Below are 16,716 nucleotides of genomic sequence, written 5' to 3' on the forward strand. Positions count from 1 at the left end.
GAGCTCCTAGCAGCGCAGGTCGCGACGTCGAAAAGCTGCGGCCCCCAACGCAAACAACGCCGCGTCGATGGCGAGCAGCCACGCCAGCGGCGCGGCGGTGAAGCCGCTGCCGACTCGCGGCGTGTGCGCGAAGGGCTCCAGATCCAGCAGCCATTGCGGGAATCCGGCCAGCGACCCGATGAGATAGAGGGCGACGAAGCCGACGAGCACGCCCCAGGCCACCGGCGCGAAGCGGGGTGCGAAGCCGAAGAGCGCGAGTGTCACGGCGGAGCCCAGCCACGCGGCGGGCAGTTGCACCGCGGCGCCGGCCACCGCCGTCCCGAGCTTGGCGGGGTCGCGGGCGGCGGCGCCGTAAAGCAGGCCGGCGGCGACCCCGCTGCCCAGCATCGCCGTCGCGGAACCGGCCACGGCCGGCGTCAGATGGCTTGCCAGCCAACGGCTCCGGCCCACCGACCCGGCCAGCGTCGTCTCCGCCCGCTGCGCCGCCTCCTCCTGATGCAGGCGCAGGGTGAGCGAGATGGCGAACGCCGAGGCCACCATGCCCATCATGGTGAACGCCACGGCGAGGAAGGCCTCCTCCAACGCGCTCGTTCCACCCATCCGCGCGACGATGTCGCGTGCGGCGGCGCTGTCGCCCAATTCGTCGCCGATGCCGTGTGCCACGCTGCCGAACAACAGGCCGTACAGGCACAGGCCAACGGTCCACAGCACCAACGCGCCCCGGTCGAGCCGCCACGCCAGGGCGAAGACGCCGCCGAGGGTGGGTCCGCCGGTGCCGGGTCCGGGCCGTTCGGCGATCAGCCCGGCCCCGACGTCGCGGCCGGCAAGCAACCGGTACCCCACCACGGTGAGCACGGCCGCGGTCACCAAGTGCAGCAAGAGAATCCACCACCGGTCGCCCGCGTACGGCCTGACCTGAAGCGACCAGCCCAGCGGCGAGAACCAGGACAGCGCGCCGTCGCCGGCGTCGCCGACGGCGCGCAGGCTGAACGCCACCGCCAGCGCGCCGAAGGCGGTGCCCCGGGCGACCCTGCCGGCCAGCGCCGCCCCGAAGGCCAGGGATCCGCCGGCGGGAACGTCGGTGGCCAGCAGTCCGAGCGCGCCGATCACCCCGGTGGCCAGCGACGCCCCGAACGACAACACCAGGGCCGCGGTGAGGCTCGCGTACCGGCCGACGGCCGTCGAGTCGACCATTTCGGTCCGGCCCGTCTCCTCGTCGGCGCGGGTGTGTCGGATGACCGTCAGGATGACGGCCACCGCGATCAGCAGGTGGAACATGCCGGCCTTCCAGATGCCGACGGAGCCGAGGCTGGCGTTGTAGACCTGCCCGTACAGGGCGCGCTGCGCCGGGCTGGCGTTGATGGACGCGGCGAAACCGGCGCGCGCGGCCGCGGTGGGGTACACCTTCTCGACGCTGCCGACGTACACCGTGGCCAACGGCACCGACAGCAGCAACACCCACAGCGGCAACGCAATTCGGTCGCGGCGCAGGTAAAGCCGCAGCACGCCGAGCGTTCCGGAGAAGTTGGAGCGGGAGCGGTGCGGCGGCTGGTGGTGGCGGGGCCGGTCCAGGGTCGCGGTGCTCATAGCGCCGGCACCTGCTGCTCGGTGTTGTAGTGGCGCAGGAAGAGCTCCTCCAGGGTCGGTGGCTGGCTCACCAGGCTTCGCACGCCCGCGTCGCCGAGCGCCCGGATGAGCTCCCCGAGGCTGTCGCCGTCGACCTGGGCGCGAAGCGTGTTGCCGTCGAGGCTGACGTCCGCGACGCCCTTGATGCGGGTGAGATCGCCGGGGTCGCGGATCATTTCGGCCTTGATCGAGGTGCGGCTGAGGTGGCGCATGGATTCCAGCGATCCGCTCTCGACGGTCTTGCCGGACCGGATGATGGTGACCCGCTCGCACAGCGCTTCGGTTTCGGCGAGGATGTGGCTGGACAGCAGGACGGTCGCGCCGCGATCACGCGCCTCGCGGACGCACTGCTGAAAGACGTTCTCCATCAACGGGTCCAGACCGCTGCTCGGCTCGTCCAGGAGCAGCAGCTCGGCCCGCGACGAGAATGCCGAGATCAGCGAGACCTTCTGCCGGTTGCCCTTCGAGTAGGCGCGGACCTTCTTGTGCGGGTCCAGATCGAAGCGCTCGATCAGCTCGGCGCGGCGCTGCCCGTCGATGCCGCCGCGCATGCGCGCCAGCAGGTCGATGGTCTCACCGCCGGTCAGCGACGGCCACAGCGTCACGTCGCCGGGCACATAGGCGATGCGGCGGTGCAACTCGACGGCGTCGGCCCACGGGTCGCCGCCGAGCAGTCGGGCGGTGCCACCGTCGGCCTTCACCAGGCCCAGCAGGATGCGGATGGTGGTCGACTTTCCGGCGCCGTTCGGCCCGAGGAAGCCGTGCACTTCGCCTTCGTGCACCGTGAGATCCAGCCCGTCCAGCGCCCGCACCGTGCCGAACCTTTTTATGAGACCGCGGATTTCGACCGGCGGCTGATGGTCAACTGGCATGTGAGTCTCCTTGCTTCTCGGCGGCCAGGAATGCGTCGTACATGGTGCGATCCGCCAGCAATCCCTCGGAGTAGATCTCCAAGGCGGGCAGGATCATGTCGCGGGCATAGTCGCGAAGGACGGTGCGGATGTCGGTCGGGGTCTCGTGCATCTGCAGATACAGCAGGAAGCCCCCGCCTCCGGTGATCCCCAGGTAGCGCGCCCGGGCCGCGGGGTCGCGGCTGGGCTTGATCGTGCCGGCCCGCACGCCCTCGTCCAGGTATTCCTCGGTATTGTCAATCATCCTGCGCCACAGCATGTTCGCCAGCTCACCGCCGGATTGCATGCTGCGCACCAGGTAAGCCATCAGCGGTGCGTAGGACTCGATCTCGGCCAGCTGCGCGAACCAGGTGGCGGGGTCGTTCGATCTCATGGCTTCGGACTTGGTGCTGCGGATCTCCTCGGCGACGTAGTCGTCGCAGGCTTTGCGCAGGCCGTCCTTGGACCCGAAGTGGTGGATGACCAGCCCCGCGCTCACCCCGGCCGCGTCGGCGATCGCGCGCACACCCACGCCGAACCCGTGCTCGCCGAACTGCGATATGGCCGCATCCCGGATCCGGGCGGCAGCGGTCAGGTCGGCTGAACGCATGTTCAGTAGATTAAACGCTGGTTCAGTCGCGCGTCAATGCGTCAATGGGTCAATGGGTCAAATGGGTGGGGCGCGGTTGGGAAAGCGGACGCGAGCAGACGCAGAATCGCCCGACACGCCGAGCGTGCGGGCGATTGTGCGTCTGCTCGCGCGGTTAGTCGCGGACCGCGGCGAGCAGGCCGTCGCCGAGGGGAATCAGCGCCGGCGTCAGCCGCTCGTCCTCGGCGATGAGGCGGGCCGCCTCGCGCACCGCGACGACGAATGGGTGGAACCGTCCGACGAGTTGCACGGCACCGCGGTCTTCGACGCGACCGGCGACAAGGCGGCGATGCCGTCCTGGGACGAACTCGTGCGCCAGCACGCCGACCGGGTCTACCGGCTGGCCTACCGTCTCTCCGGTAATCAGCACGACGCCGAGGACCTGACCCAGGAGACCTTCATCCGGGTCTTCCGGTCGGTGCAGAACTATCAGCCGGGCACCTTCGAGGGCTGGCTGCACCGCATCACCACGAACTTGTTCCTGGACATGGTGCGCAGGCGCGCGCGCATCCGGATGGAGGCGCTGCCCGAGGACTACGACCGGGTGCCCGCCGACGAGCCGAATCCCGAGCAGATCTATCACGACGCGCGGCTGGGGCCCGACCTGCAGGCGGCCCTGGACTCGCTGCCGCCGGAGTTCCGCGCGGCGGTGGTGCTGTGCGACATCGAAGGCCTGTCCTACGAGGAGATCGGCGCCACCCTGGGCGTGAAGCTGGGGACGGTGCGCAGCCGCATCCACCGCGGACGCCAGGCCCTGCGTGACTACTTGGCCGCACACCCCGAGGCGGGGGCCGTGCACGCCGCGTCGGCGTAAAACCGTCGCCGGGGCGACAATCCGGCACACATTTGGGGGTCGTACACGCGGTATCGGGCACCACCTCGCGCTACATTCGAGGGTGTAGGCAAGGAAGGAGCGGTGATGGCCGATCCCGGAAACGTGTTCCGGCGCGCATTCGCTTGGCTCCCCGCCCAGTTCGCCTCCCAAAGTGACGCTCCCGTGGGACCGCGGCAATTCGGTTCCACCGAGCACCTGTCCGTCGAGGCGATCGCCGCGTTCGTCGACGGCGAGTTGCGGATGAACGCCCACCTGCGGGCGGCCCATCACCTGTCGCTGTGCCCGCAATGCGCGGCCGAAGTCGAGGGGCAGAGCCGGGCGCGAGCGGCGTTGCGCGACTCGCACCCCATCCGCATTCCCAGCGGCCTGCTCGGATTGCTGGCCGACATCCCGCACTGCTCGGACGACGACAGGGCCACCGCATCGGCGATGAGCATCCGGTCCAGCGTCGCGTTGACCTCGTCCGGCGTCGACTGCTCCGGCGCTCCCTCTTCGTCCGTCGAGCCGACGACGTTGCGGAAGCGCGCTGGCCGGGGAGAAGAACGGCTCCGAACCCGACGAACTCGACGACCCCTGGCGCGACCCCGCGGCCGGCGCCGCGCTGGGCACTCCCGCGGTCGCGCCCGCGCCGCCGCAGACCCCGGCGGGCTTCACCGGCAAGCTGGGGGTTCGCGACGTCCTGTTCGGCGGCAAGGTCTCCTACGTCGCGTTGGCCGTCCTGGCGTTGATCGCCCTGGTGATCGGCCTGCTCGGCGGGGTGATCGGCCGCAAGACCGCCGAGGTCGTCGAGGCGTTCACCACCTCCAAGGTCACGCTGGCGACCAACAACAATGGGGAGTCACCGGCCGGCCGATTCGCCAAGGTCGCCGCCGCGACCGCCGACTCGGTGGTCACCATCGAGTCCAAGAGCGACCAGGAGGGCATGCAGGGCTCCGGGGTCATCATCGACGGCCGCGGCTACATCGTCACCAACAACCACGTGATCTCCGAGGCGGCCAACAATCCCAGCCAGTTCAAGACGACCGTGGTGTTCAACGACGGCAAGGAGGTGCCCGCCAACCTGGTGGGCCGCGACCCCAAGACGGACCTGGCCGTGCTCAAGGTCGACAACGTCGACAACCTGACGGTCGCCCGGCTCGGGGACTCCGACAAGGTGCGCGTCGGCGACGAGGTGCTGGCCGCGGGCGCGCCGCTGGGCCTGCGCAGCACGGTCACCCACGGCATCGTGAGCGCATTGCACCGGCCCGTCCCGCTGTCGGGTGAGGGTTCGGACACCGATACCGTCATCGACGCGATCCAGACCGACGCCTCGATCAACCACGGCAACTCCGGCGGCCCGCTGATCGACATGGACTCCCAGGTGATCGGCATTAACACCGCCGGAAAGTCGTTGTCCGACAGCGCAAGTGGCCTGGGCTTCGCAATCCCGATCAACGAGGCCAAGCAGGTCGCCCAGACGCTGATCAAGGACGGCAAGATCGTGCACCCGACGCTGGGCGTCAGCACCCGCTCGGTGAGCAACGCGATCGCCTCGGGCGCGCAGGTCGCCAACGTGAAGGCCGGAAGCCCGGCCCAGAAGGGCGGAATCCTGGAGAACGACGTGATCGTCAAGGTCGGTAACCGCAAGGTCGCCGACGCCGACGAGTTCGTCGTCGCCGTGCGACTGCTGACCATCGGCCAGGACGCCCCGGTGGAGGTGGTCCGCGACGGCCGGCACGTCACGCTGACGGTGAAGCCGGACCCGGACAACAGCTAAAGTGTTCGCGAACCTGAGCTGGGAGCACATCCTGGTGCTCGTCGTGGTCGGCCTGGTGATCCTCGGGCCGGAGCGGCTGCCGGGCGCGATCCGCTGGACGTCGAACGCGCTGCGGCAGGCGCGCGACTACCTCAGCGGGGTGACCACCCAGCTGCGCGAGGACCTCGGACCCGAGTTCGACGACCTGCGCGCCCCGTTGAGCGAGCTGCAGCGGCTGCGGAGCATGTCACCGCGGGCCGCCCTGACCAAGCACCTGCTCGACGGCGACGACTCGTTTCTCACCGGCAACTTCGACCGTCCGGTGAACGGGGCCCCGCCCGCACCGGCGGTGGAGCCCGCGCCGGCGGTGGAGCGGAATCCGCCCGAGCGCACCCCGTTCGACACCGACGCGACCTGAGGCGAAGCGGGCTCTCGCGCTCCCGCCGAGACTGCGCTGAGGGCGGTCGTGCTCGGCGTGTCGCCGCCGTGGTTGCAGTCTCGCGGGAGGTTTTGGCGTCGCAGGCGGTTAGCGGCGCGTCGGGTCCAGGCCCAGCGACATCCCGGCCAGGCCGCGCCGGCGCGCCGACAGGGCGTCGGCCACGCCGCGCAATTCCTTGGCCACCGGGGAGTCGGGCGCGCTGAGCACGATGGGGGTGCCCGAGTCGCCGGCGGCCACCAGCGCCGGGTCAAGTGGCACCTGACCCAGCAGCGGCACGTCGGCCCCGACCGCCCGCGACAGGCGCTCGGCGACCTGCCTGCCGCCGCCCTCGCCGAACACCTGCATCGTCGAGCCGTCCGGCAGCAGCAGCCCGGACATGTTCTCCACGACCCCGACGATGCGCTGGCGGGTCTGCACCGCGATGCTCCCGGCCCGCTCGGCGACCTCGGCCGCGGCCAGCTGCGGCGTCGTCACCACCACGATCTCAGCGTTGGGGATCAGCTGGGCCACCGAGATCGCGACGTCGCCGGTGCCCGGCGGCAGGTCCAGCAGCAGCACGTCCAGGTCGCCCCAGTACACGTCCGCGAGGAACTGCTGCAACGCCCGGTGCAGCATCGGCCCGCGCCACACCACCGGCGTGTTGCCCTCGGTGAACTGCGCGATCGAGATGACCTTCACCTCGTGCGCGATGGGCGGCAGGATCATCGACTCCACCTGGGTGGGCCGGTCGGTGCTGCCCATCATCCGGGGAATCGAATGGCCGTGAATGTCGGCGTCGAGAACGCCGACCGAAAGGCCGCGGGCGGCCATCGCCGCGGCGAGATTGACTGTGACCGTTGACTTTCCGACGCCGCCCTTGCCCGACGCGACGGCGTACACCCGGGTCAGGGAATCGGGCTGGGCGAACGGGATGACCGGCTCGCGGGCGTCCCCGCGCAGCTGCTTGCGCAGCTCGGTGCGCTGCTCGTCGTTCATGACATCGAGGCTGACCTTGACCGCGCCGGTGCCGGGGACGTCGGCGACGGCCGCGGTGACGCGCTCGCTGATCTCGGTCTTCTTCGGGCAGGCGGCGGTGGTCAGGTAGATCTCGACGTGCACGCCTCCGGCGGGGTCGACGTCGATGCCCTTGACCATCCCGAGTTCGGTGATCGGGCGCCGCAACTCGGGGTCGATCACCTTGCCGAGGGCGGTGCGGATAGCTGAGGTCAGGTCGTCTTTCGAACCCGGGGAGTCATGACTGGACATCACCGCCGAGTGTAGGCGCAGGCGATCAGCCCGCGGCGGGTGCCTTCGGCGCCGCCGGGCCGGCCGGCTTGGGCGCGGGCGCGGCGGGGTCGGGGGCATCATCCAGGGGAACATCGGCGGCTGGCCGACGGACTGGGGCTGGCTGAAGTCGATCAGCGGGATGCGCGACATCGGGTCGTCGATCGGCAGGCCATTGACATTCATCGGCAGGTTCGGCCCCAGCCCCTCCGGGTGCTCGAGGTGCGCGTCGCCGAGCGGGGGCGGCGGCCCGGTGATCGGGGGCAGGTCGACCGGGACGACGCCGGTGGCGTACGCGGCGGCCCAGCCGAGCACGTTCTGTGCGTACGACACCGAGTTGTTGTAGCGCAGGATCGCCGCCATGACCGCCGACGGGTCGCGCAGGTTGAGCCCGCCGCTGCACAGGTAACGGGCCGCCGCGAGCGTGGAGTCGAAAAGGTTCTGCGGGTCGGCGATGCCGTCGCCGTCGCCGTCGGAGGCGTATCGGGCCCAGGTGCCGGGGAGGAACTGCATGGGGCCCATCGCTCGGGCGTACGTCACGCGATTGCCGACGCTGCTGGAGATGATCACCTCGTTGCCGGGCAGGGTGCCGTCCAGCGAGGGGCCGTAGATGGGCTGGACCGCGGTACCGCGTGCGTCGACGGCGCCGCCGCCGGCGTGACCGGACTCGATGCGGCCGATGCCGGCCAGCAGGTTCCAGCTGATGCCGCAGCCCGGGGCGGCGACGGCCATCTTCTGTTCGGCGTTGCGGTAGGCGGAAAGCGCGATACTGGGAATGCCAAGCGCCCCAGGCGCATTCACGATCATCGGCGGCGGGGGCGCCGACAGCGCGGGCTCGGCAACGTGGAAGGCGGTGGGTGAGCGCTCGACCGAGACGACCACCGGGCCGGAGAGGTTGGGCAGGCTGGGGGAGACGGCCGCGACCGGGGTGACGGCGGCGCGCACCGGGGGGACGGTCACCGGGGAAGGGGGCGCCCCGGCGCCGACCGCTCCGGCGAGAACCAGCAGGGCGATCGTCGCAACGCCGAACGCCTGCGAGCTTTTCACGTGGGGTGCCCGCTGTCGCGTCTTCGCGTCGGGGCCGGCATTCCGGCGACCCCAGCGTCCCCCAATGCGCACTCGACCGTCCTTAATGGTGAGGTAGCCGAAACGTTACGACCTTGTAGCCTCGTGAACTAGATCACCATACATAACTCTTGTGACCAGAGTGGCGCAATGGTCAGGCCGGGTTTTCACTGGGATTTTTTAGCTGTGCGCCCGGGCCCGTCGACCCGCGCGGCGACGTCGGCCGGGGTTTCCGGCCGGTGGCCGGCCAGCAGTTCGCGCAGGTCTTCCAGTTCGCGGCGCAGGTATTCGCGCGTCACCACCTCGCCGACGGCCAGCCGCACCGCGGCCAGCTCGCGCGCCAGGAATTCGGTGTCCGCCTTCGTCTGCGCGGCGCGGCGGCGGTCCTCGTCCAGCGCCACCCGGTCGCGGTTCTCCTGACGGTTCTGGGCCAGCAGGATCAGCGGGGCCGCGTAGGCGGCCTGGGTGGAGAAGGCGAGATTGAGCAGGATGAACGGGTAGGGGTCCCAGCGCAGCGTCACCGCGAAGACGTTCACCGCGATCCAGACCAGCACCACGATCGTCTGGATCAGCAAGTAACGGCCGGTGCCGAAGAACCGTGCGATCGACTCGGTGATCTGGCCGACGGCCTCGGGATCGAAGCGAACCTCTAATCTGCGCGACGTGCGCGGGGTGTACAGGCGGCGCGGGGCCGTCGAGCCGCTCACGCGGATCCCCCCAATCCCTCGAGCCGGCCGGCGAGGTCGAGTTCCTGGGCGTCGACGCGCCAGTCGTGGGGCAGCAGGTGGTCGAGCAGGTCGTCCACGGTCACCGCGCCGAGCAGGTGGTTCTGGTCGTCGAGCACCGGCCCGCACACCAGGTTGTAGGCGGCCAGGTAACGGGTCACCGCCGCCAGCGGGGTTTCCGGCGTCAGGGTCAGCAGGTCGCTGTCGACGATCCCGCCGACCAGTTCGGCCGGCGCCTCGCGGAGCAGCCGCTGCAGCGGCACGCAGCCCAGGTAGCGGCCGGTGGGCGTCGCCGTCGGGGGGCGCACCACGAAAACCATCGACGCCAACGCGGCGGTGAGATCGGGGTCGCGCACCCGCGCCAGGGCTTCGGCCACCGACGTGTCGGGCGTGAGCACGACGGGGTTGGAGGTCATCAACCCGCCGGCGGTGTCGGGGGAGTGGGTCAGCAGGCGGCGCACGGGTTCGGAGTCGTCCGGGTCCATGCGGGTCAGCAGCATCTCGGCGTCGGTCGGGTTCAGCACGCCGAGCAGGTCCGCGGCGTCGTCGGGATCCATCTCCTCCAGCACGTCGGCCGAGCGTTCGGTGCCCAGCTGGGAGAGCACCTCGGCCTGGTCCAATTCGGGGAGTTCCTGCAGGATGTCGGCCAGCCGGTCGTCGTTGAGCGCGCGGAGCACCTCGTAGCGCCGCTTCGGCGGCAGCCCGCGGATGGCGTCGGCGACGTCGACCGCCCTGCGCCCCTCGAACTGGCCCAACAGCTGGGCCACCCCCTGGTCCGGCATCGCCAGCGCCGAGGGAGTCAGTCCCCGGACGTTCTGCCAGTCGACGACGTGCACGGGGCCGCGCCGACGCAGCCGCCGCGGAACGCGCACCGCGACCCGGGTCACCAGCCAGTCCCGGGTCCGGGACTGTTCGATGCCCAGGTCGGTGACCACCACCTCCAGGCCGGCCAGCTCCGGCAGCGCGGGATCGCTGACGGTGACCTGGGTGTCGAGCACCTGGCCGATGGCCAGCACCTCGCCGGGGCGCTGCTCGAAGTGACGCAGGGAGACGTTGCCCGTGTTGAGCGTCACGGCGTCGGGTTCGATGGCGGCGACCCGCAGGATCGGGATGAAGATGCTGCGGCGGGTCGCCAGGTCGACGACGAGCCCCAGCACGCGCGGTTGTTGCCGCACGATGCTGATGCTGACGACGACGTCGCGGACGCGGCCGAACGATTCGCCGAACGGGCCCAGCACCAACATCCGCGACAGCCGCGCGATGTACACCCTGTTGACCGATGCCATGACAGGAAGCCTAGGCAGCGCCGGATCCGACGGCAGAGGCGCGGGGCGGTGAGTCGCTATCGGGAATTCATCGCGAAGATGACCACGACCAACGTCACCACGAGCCCCGCCACGCCGATGGCGATGCCGGCGACCGCCATGCCGTAGCCCTCCTGACGGGTCCGCTTGATCTGCTCGAGCGCGACCGTGCCCAGCACGATCCCGGCGATCGAGCCGAGGCAGCAGAAAACGCCGGCGAACGACGAGATGAGCGAGGCGATCGCCAGGCCGTTCATCCCCGGCTGCGCCGCCGGATACGGCGCTCCCGGGTATACCGGTGATCCCTGAAGTCCGTAGCCGCCCGGGTAGTCGGGCGTTTGGTAGTAGCCGCCCGGATAGGCGGGCGGTCCGTAGCCGGCCGGCGGTTGCTCGTACCCGGGCGGCGGCATGGGCGGGGGGTACTCGCCGGGGTAGCCGCCCTGGTACCCGGCGGAATGGCCGGAGGGTGGGTTCGCGGGCGGCGAGTCGGCGCCCGCGGGCGGCACCCAGGGAACGTCCCGATCCGGCTGCGCGGGGGTGGGATTGGCCTCGCCGTGGTCACCGCCGGGAGCCGTCATGAGGTTCAACCTAACGCATCGGCGGGCGGCCACGGCGCCGCCGAGACGGCGCGCCCGATCGGCCCGCGCCCGCCCGCCGGTCCCCTGGATAGGGTGGGCGAGGAGGCAGACGAAACCCGAGATGAGTTCGAGGTCAAGGCGTAGGAGAATGCACCGATGACTAGTCCTTTCCAGCCCGGGCAGGTCCCGGGCTCGACGCCGTCCGGCGCGGCCCGTGGGCGGGCACCCGGGCTACCGACACCGCCCAAAGGATGGCCGGTCGGGTCCTACCCGACCTACGCGGAGGCGCAGCGGGCCGTCGACTACCTCTCCGACCAAGACTTTCCGGTCCAGCAGGTGACCATCGTGGGCGTCGACCTCATGCAGGTCGAGCGCGTCACCGGCCGCCTGACGTGGGCCAAGGTGATCGGCGGCGGCGTCCTCAGCGGGGCGTGGCTGGGCCTGTTCATCGGGCTGGTGCTGGGCTTCTTCAGCCCCAATCCGTGGGCCGCGCTGGTCACCGGCCTGATCGCCGGGGTGTTCTTCGGGCTGATCACTTCCGCCGTCCCCTACGCAATGGCCAGGGGCACAAGGGATTTCAGCTCAACCATGCAGCTGGTGGCCGGCCGCTACGACGTGCTGTGCGATCCGCAGAACGCGGAGAAGGCGCGGGATCTGCTGGCGCGCTTGGCGATCTGAGGCCGGAGTCGCACGGGTGAGTCTCGAGTGAGTCATATTGGGCCGCTGCGCCGGGTCGGCGCCATCGCGCTGGCCGCGCTTCTGGTGGTTGCGGGCTGCGGGTCCGCCGGCGGCCCGCTGGTGATCAGTTTCTACACCCCGTCCACGGACGAGGACACCTTCGCCGCGATCTCCCGCGACTGCACACAGCAATCCGGTGGCCGATTCACCGTCCGGCACCTCGGCCTGGGCCGGGCCCCCGGCGAGCAGCGCGTGCAACTGGCCCGCCGGTTGACCGGTCGCGACCGCACCCTCGACGTGATGGGGCTGGACGTGGTGTGGACCGCGGAGTTCGCCGAGGCGGGCTGGGCGCTGCCGCTGTCCGACGACCCCGCCGGCCAGGCCGAGTCCGACGCGGCCGTCGACACCCTGCCGGGCCCGCTCGCGACCGCCCGGTGGAAGCAGCGACTGTACGCCGCGCCCATCACCACCAACACCCAATTGCTCTGGTACCGAGCCGATTTGGTGGGCAGCCCGCCGGAGACATGGGACGGGATGGTGGCCGAGGCCACCAGGTTGCGCGACGCGGGCGGCCCCAGCTGGATCGCCGTGCAGGCCAACGAGGCCGAGGGCCTGGTCGTCTGGTTCAACACCCTGTTGGTCAGTGGCGGCGGCCAGGTGCTCTCCGACGACGGGCGCCACGTCACCCTCACCGACACGCCCGAGCACCGGGCCGCCACCGTCAACGCGCTGCGCATCCTCAAAGCGGTGGCCACCGCGCCCGGGGCCGACCCGTCGATCAGCCGCAGCGACACGAGCACCGCGCGACTGGCCGTCGAACAGGGCAAGGCCGCGCTCGAAGTCAACTGGCCTTTCGTGCTGGCGTCCATGCTGGAGAACGCGGTGAAGGGCGGCGTGCCGTTCCTGCCGCTGAACCGCGACCCCCAGTTGGCCGGCAGCGTCAACGATCTCGGCGTGTTCACGCCCACCCCCGAACAGCGGCGCCTGGCGTACGCGGCCAGCCAGAAGGTATTCGGGTTCGCCCCCTATCCCGGCGTCGCGCCGGGCCGCCCGGCGAGGGTCACCATCGGCGGCCTGAACCTGGCGGTGGCGAGCACGTCGCGACACCGCGCCGAGGCGTTCGAGGCCGTGCGCTGCCTGCGCAGCGTGGCGCACCAGAAATTCATCTCCATCCAGGGCGGCCTGCCGGCGGTGCGGGCCTCGCTGTATTCCGACCCCGAATTCCAGGCCACCTACCCGATGTACACCATCATTCGCCAGCAGTTGACCGACGCCGCGGTGCGACCGGCCACCCCGGCGTATCAGGCGGTGGCGATCCGGGTGGCCGCGACGCTGAACCCGATCACCGAGATCGACCCGCAGCGAACGGCCGACGAACTCACCGCGCAGGTGCAGAAGGCGATCGACGGCAAGGGGCTGTTGCCATGAGGGAGCGGCGCCCATGACGGAGCGGCGACTGGCCTACCTGATGGTCGCACCCGCGGCGATCCTGATGCTCGGGGTGACGGCCTATCCGATCGGCTACGCCGTCTGGCTGAGCTTGCAGCGCAACAACCTTGCCACGCCGCGCGACACCGCGTTCATCGGCCTGGCTAACTACGCGACGATCCTCACCGACCGGTATTGGTGGACGGCGCTCGCGGTGACGCTGGGCATCACGGTGGCGTCGGTGTCTATTGAGTTCGTGCTGGGGCTGGCGCTGGCGCTGGTGATGCACCGCGCCGTCGTCGGCAAGGCGCTGGTGCGCACCGCCGTCCTCGTCCCGTACGGCATCGTCACCGTGGTCGCGTCCTACAGCTGGTACTACGCCTGGACGCCGGGCACGGGGTACCTGGCCAACCTGCTGCCGCAGGGGAGTGCGCCGCTGACACAACAGATCCCGTCGCTGGGCATCGTCGTGATCGCCGAGGTCTGGAAGACGACGCCGTTCATGTCGCTGCTGCTCCTGGCCGGATTGGCGCTGGTGCCCGAGGATTTGTCGAAGGCCGCCCAGGTCGACGGCGCCGGCGCCTGGCGCCGGCTGACCCGCGTGACCCTGCCGATCATCAAGCCCGCGGTGGTGGTCGCGCTGCTTTTCCGCACGCTGGACGCGTTCCGTATCTTCGATAACATCTACGTGCTGACCGACGGCGCCAACGACACCGACTCGGTGTCGATCCTGGGTTACGACAACCTGTTCAAGGGCTTCAACGTCGGGCTCGGCTCGGCGATCAGCGTGCTGATCTTCTGCTGCGTGGGCATCATCGCACTGGTTTTCATCAAGGTGTTCGGCGCGGCCGCGCCGGGTGGAGGCGTCGATGGGCGCTGAGTCGGCGGGGCCGCGGCGCGCGGCGGCCTGGGTCGTTATCGACGCGGCCGTCGTGGTGTACGCGCTGGTGCCGGTGTTGTGGATTCTCAGCCTTTCGCTCAAGCCGACGTCAACGGTCAAGGACGGCAAGCTGATTCCGTCGTCGGTGTCCTTCGAGAACTACCGCGCCATCTTCCGGGGCGGGTTCTTCGGCTCCGCGCTGGTCAATTCCATCGGGGTCGGGTTGCTGACCACCGTGATCGCGGTGGTGCTGGGGGCGATGGCCGCCTACGCGATCGCCCGGCTGGAATTTCCGGGCAAGCGGCTGCTCATCGGCGCCACCCTGATGATCACCATGTTCCCGGCGATCTCGCTGGTGACGCCGCTGTTCAACATCGAACGGTTCCTCGGGTTGTTCGACACCTGGCCGGGCCTGATCCTGCCCTACATCACGTTCGCGCTGCCGCTGGCGATCTACACCCTGTCGGCGTTCTTCCGGGACATCCCGTGGGATTTGGAGAAGGCGGCGAAGATGGACGGCGCCACGGCGGGGCAGGCTTTTCGCAAGGTGATCGTCCCGCTGGCGGCCCCCGGGGTGGTCACCGCGGCGATCCTGGTGTTCATCTTCGCCTGGAACGACCTGCTGCTGGCGCTGTCGCTGACGGCGACCAAGGCGGCGATCACCGCGCCGGTGGCGATCGTGAACTTCAGCGGCACATCGCAATTCGAGGAGCCCACCGGGTCGATCGCGGCGGGCGCGATCGTGATCACCGTCCCCATCATCGTTTTCGTTCTCATCTTCCAACGACGGATTGTCGCCGGGTTGACCTCCGGTGCGGTGAAGGGATAGCGCGATGGCCGAGATCGTGCTGGCGCACGTCAGCAAGAATTACCCCGACGGCGCGACCGCGGTGAACGACCTCAACCTCACCATCGCCGACGGCGAATTCCTGATCCTGGTCGGGCCGTCGGGCTGCGGCAAGACCACCACGCTGAACATGATTGCGGGACTTGAGGATATCTCGTCGGGCGAGCTGCGCATCGACGGCCAGCGGATGAACGAGAAGGCCCCCAGGGACCGCGACATCGCGATGGTGTTCCAGTCCTACGCGTTGTACCCGCACATGACCGTGCGACAGAACATCGCCTTCCCCCTGACGCTGGCCAAGATGAAGAAGGCCGAGATCGCGCAGAAGGTGGAGGAGACCGCCAAAACCCTTGACCTGACCGATCTGTTGGACCGCAAGCCCGCGCAGCTCTCGGGCGGCCAGCGGCAGCGGGTGGCGATGGGCCGGGCGATCGTGCGCCACCCCAAGGCGTTTCTGATGGACGAGCCGCTGTCGAACCTGGACGCGAAACTGCGCGTGCAGATGCGCGGGGAAATCGCCCGGCTGCAGAAGCGGCTGGGCACCACGACCGTCTACGTCACCCACGACCAGACGGAGGCGATGACGCTGGGGGACCGCGTGGTGGTGATGCACGGTGGGGTGGCCCAGCAGGTCGGCACGCCCGACGAGCTCTACGAACGCCCGGTCAACCTGTTCGTCGCGGGGTTCATCGGCTCCCCGGCCATGAACTTCTTCCCCGCGACGCTCACGCCCGTCGGGCTCGAACTGCCCTTCGGGGAGGTCACGTTGACGCCCGACGTGGCGCAGGTGATCGCGCAGCACCCGAAACCGAGAGGCGTGATCGTCGGTGTGCGCCCCGAGCACCTGGCCGACGCCGCGCTGATCGACGGATACCAGCGCATCCGGGCGCTGACCTTCGAGGTGAAGGTCGACCTGGTGGAGTCGCTGGGCGCCGACAAGTACGTGTATTTCGGCACGTCCGGTCCCGCCGTGCATTCGGCGCAGCTCGACGAGCTCGAGGCGCAGGGCGAGGAGCGGCACGGAAACCAGTTCGTCGCAAGGGTTCCCGCCGAGTCGCGGGCGTCGGTCGGGCGGCCGATCGAGCTGGCGCTCGACACCACCAAGATCGTCGTCTTCGACGCGGACTCGGGGGCGAACCTGAGCCTCGCGCCGCCGGCGTAGATGACCGACGTCCTGCACGATGTGCGCGCGCACCTGCGCGCCCACTTCGCCGACATCGAGCCCGAATCGGCGAGCGTGACCTTCCTGGGTGCCGAACCGATCGATGTCATGCGGTTCGCCTTCGGCAGAAGGGAATTGACGCATTACGTGTCGGTCGGCTGCTCGCGGCATCCGATGACCGACCCGACGCATACGGTCGGCGACCCGCTGCGCGGGCCGCGCGCCGAAGTGGTGCTCACTCAGCGCGACGCCGGCCCGGTCAGAGGTCTGGGGCGCAGCCTGGCGGTGCTGGCGGCGACGCCGGCCGTCGAGGGCGTGGTGCTGGTCCCCGACGCGCTGATCGACCTCGGCTCGCCGCTGTGGTCGTCGCCGCGGCGGCGGGTGCCGTTCAGCGCGGTGTTGTTGGGGCGCAGCGACATTCCCGACCTTGTCCTATCGCCGCCGCTGGACCCGGTGACGTTTCTCTCGGCGACGCCGATCACCGCGACGGAGGCGGCGTGGGTGCGGCTCAAGGGCGCCGAGGCGATGCGGCAGGCCTGGTGCGACGACGGCGTCGACGTGCTGGACCCGAATCGCGCCGCGGCCCAACCCCGCTGAGCTGCGCGCTTTGCT

General features: G+C 70.0%; 15 protein-coding genes and 5 pseudogenes. 10 read left to right on the plus strand and 10 right to left on the minus strand.

What is annotated here, in order from left to right; genetic code table 11:
* Window positions 1-6: 6 nt before the first annotated feature.
* The 4 genes and pseudogenes from BN971_RS07920 to BN971_RS24565 form a co-directional block, all read right to left on the minus strand.
* Entirely contained in the window at window positions 7-1,587 is a 1,581-nt protein-coding gene (locus BN971_RS07920; RefSeq protein WP_170322115.1) for an ABC transporter permease, read from the minus strand.
* Entirely contained in the window at window positions 1,584-2,498 is a 915-nt protein-coding gene (locus BN971_RS07925; protein ID WP_085180305.1) for an ABC transporter ATP-binding protein, read from the minus strand. Before BN971_RS07925 ends, BN971_RS07920 begins: the two co-directional genes overlap by 4 nt.
* On the minus strand, window positions 2,488-3,126 hold the full coding sequence (locus tag BN971_RS07930; protein WP_085180304.1) for a TetR/AcrR family transcriptional regulator: 639 nt from the start codon (window positions 3,124-3,126) through the stop codon (window positions 2,488-2,490). Before BN971_RS07930 ends, BN971_RS07925 begins: the two co-directional genes overlap by 11 nt.
* Before the next feature lie 154 nt (window positions 3,127-3,280).
* Window positions 3,281-3,385: pseudogene (locus BN971_RS24565) on the minus strand (methyltransferase); the annotation flags it as partial.
* A gap of 6 nt (window positions 3,386-3,391) precedes the next feature.
* Here BN971_RS24565 and sigE point away from each other — a divergent pair.
* Complete coding sequence (gene sigE / locus BN971_RS07935; RefSeq protein WP_090349907.1) at window positions 3,392-3,979, plus strand: RNA polymerase sigma factor SigE; 588 nt, start codon at window positions 3,392-3,394, stop codon at window positions 3,977-3,979.
* A 105-nt stretch (window positions 3,980-4,084) separates the two neighbouring features.
* Window positions 4,085-4,400, plus strand: a pseudogene (gene rseA, locus BN971_RS07940) (anti-sigma E factor RseA); the annotation flags it as partial.
* Here rseA and BN971_RS07945 read toward each other — a convergent pair.
* Window positions 4,399-4,533: pseudogene (locus BN971_RS07945) on the minus strand (sigma-70 family RNA polymerase sigma factor); the annotation flags it as partial. The pseudogenes rseA and BN971_RS07945 overlap by 2 nt on opposite strands.
* Between BN971_RS07945 and BN971_RS07950 the strand changes: the two are divergent.
* Window positions 4,521-5,756, plus strand: a pseudogene (locus BN971_RS07950) (S1C family serine protease); the annotation flags it as partial. The pseudogenes BN971_RS07945 and BN971_RS07950 sit on opposite strands and share 13 nt — an antisense overlap.
* A 1-nt stretch (window position 5,757) precedes the next feature.
* The gene (gene tatB, locus BN971_RS07955; RefSeq protein ID WP_085180300.1) at window positions 5,758-6,153 is read left to right on the plus strand and encodes a Sec-independent protein translocase protein TatB; all 396 of its coding nucleotides are present in this window, start codon (window positions 5,758-5,760) and stop codon (window positions 6,151-6,153) included.
* 108 nt (window positions 6,154-6,261) lie between these two features.
* Here tatB and BN971_RS25295 read toward each other — a convergent pair whose 3' ends face one another.
* The 5 genes and pseudogenes from BN971_RS25295 to BN971_RS07980 all read right to left on the minus strand — a co-directional run bounded on the left by BN971_RS25295 (window position 6,262) and on the right by BN971_RS07980 (window position 11,109).
* Entirely contained in the window at window positions 6,262-7,419 is a 1,158-nt protein-coding gene (locus BN971_RS25295; RefSeq protein ID WP_090350043.1) for an Mrp/NBP35 family ATP-binding protein, read from the minus strand.
* A gap of 462 nt (window positions 7,420-7,881) precedes the next feature.
* Window positions 7,882-8,244 (minus strand): annotated as a pseudogene (locus tag BN971_RS26435) (lytic murein transglycosylase); the annotation flags it as partial.
* Window positions 8,245-8,669: 425 nt separating this feature from the next.
* A complete protein-coding gene (locus BN971_RS07970) occupies window positions 8,670-9,209 on the minus strand; it encodes a DUF1003 domain-containing protein (RefSeq protein WP_085178965.1) in 540 nt (179 codons plus the stop codon).
* Window positions 9,206-10,513 (minus strand): magnesium transporter MgtE N-terminal domain-containing protein, encoded by a 1,308-nt coding sequence (locus BN971_RS07975; protein WP_085178964.1) that lies wholly within the window; start codon window positions 10,511-10,513, stop codon window positions 9,206-9,208. Before BN971_RS07975 ends, BN971_RS07970 begins: the two co-directional genes overlap by 4 nt.
* A 56-nt stretch (window positions 10,514-10,569) precedes the next feature.
* Window positions 10,570-11,109, minus strand: coding sequence for a DUF4190 domain-containing protein (locus tag BN971_RS07980; RefSeq protein WP_085178963.1), 540 nt, complete (start codon window positions 11,107-11,109; stop codon window positions 10,570-10,572).
* Between the two features lie 156 nt (window positions 11,110-11,265).
* Here BN971_RS07980 and BN971_RS07985 point away from each other — a divergent pair, with 156 nt between their 5' ends.
* Genes BN971_RS07985 through BN971_RS08010 form a run of 6 tightly spaced genes read left to right on the plus strand, consistent with a single transcriptional unit; the run spans window position 11,266 to window position 16,701 of the window.
* A complete protein-coding gene (locus tag BN971_RS07985; protein WP_085178962.1) occupies window positions 11,266-11,787 on the plus strand; it encodes a general stress protein in 522 nt (173 codons plus the stop codon).
* Window positions 11,788-11,814: 27 nt separating this feature from the next.
* Window positions 11,815-13,215 (plus strand): extracellular solute-binding protein, encoded by a 1,401-nt coding sequence (locus BN971_RS07990; RefSeq protein ID WP_245836457.1) that lies wholly within the window; start codon window positions 11,815-11,817, stop codon window positions 13,213-13,215.
* A 13-nt stretch (window positions 13,216-13,228) separates the two neighbouring features.
* Entirely contained in the window at window positions 13,229-14,095 is an 867-nt protein-coding gene (locus BN971_RS07995; protein ID WP_085178961.1) for a carbohydrate ABC transporter permease, read from the plus strand.
* The gene (locus BN971_RS08000) at window positions 14,085-14,924 is read left to right on the plus strand and encodes a carbohydrate ABC transporter permease (protein ID WP_085178968.1); all 840 of its coding nucleotides are present in this window, start codon (window positions 14,085-14,087) and stop codon (window positions 14,922-14,924) included. The genes BN971_RS07995 and BN971_RS08000 overlap by 11 nt, the downstream gene beginning before the upstream one ends.
* Before the next feature lie 4 nt (window positions 14,925-14,928).
* Complete coding sequence (locus BN971_RS08005) at window positions 14,929-16,104, plus strand: ABC transporter ATP-binding protein (protein WP_085178960.1); 1,176 nt, start codon at window positions 14,929-14,931, stop codon at window positions 16,102-16,104.
* Window positions 16,105-16,701 (plus strand): suppressor of fused domain protein, encoded by a 597-nt coding sequence (locus BN971_RS08010; RefSeq protein WP_085178959.1) that lies wholly within the window; start codon window positions 16,105-16,107, stop codon window positions 16,699-16,701. It abuts the gene before it with no gap.
* Window positions 16,702-16,716: the final 15 nt, after the last annotated feature.

It is taken from the genome of Mycobacterium bohemicum DSM 44277 (assembly GCF_001053185.1).
In the GTDB taxonomy this organism is placed as follows: Bacteria; Actinomycetota; Actinomycetes; order Mycobacteriales; family Mycobacteriaceae; genus Mycobacterium; species Mycobacterium bohemicum.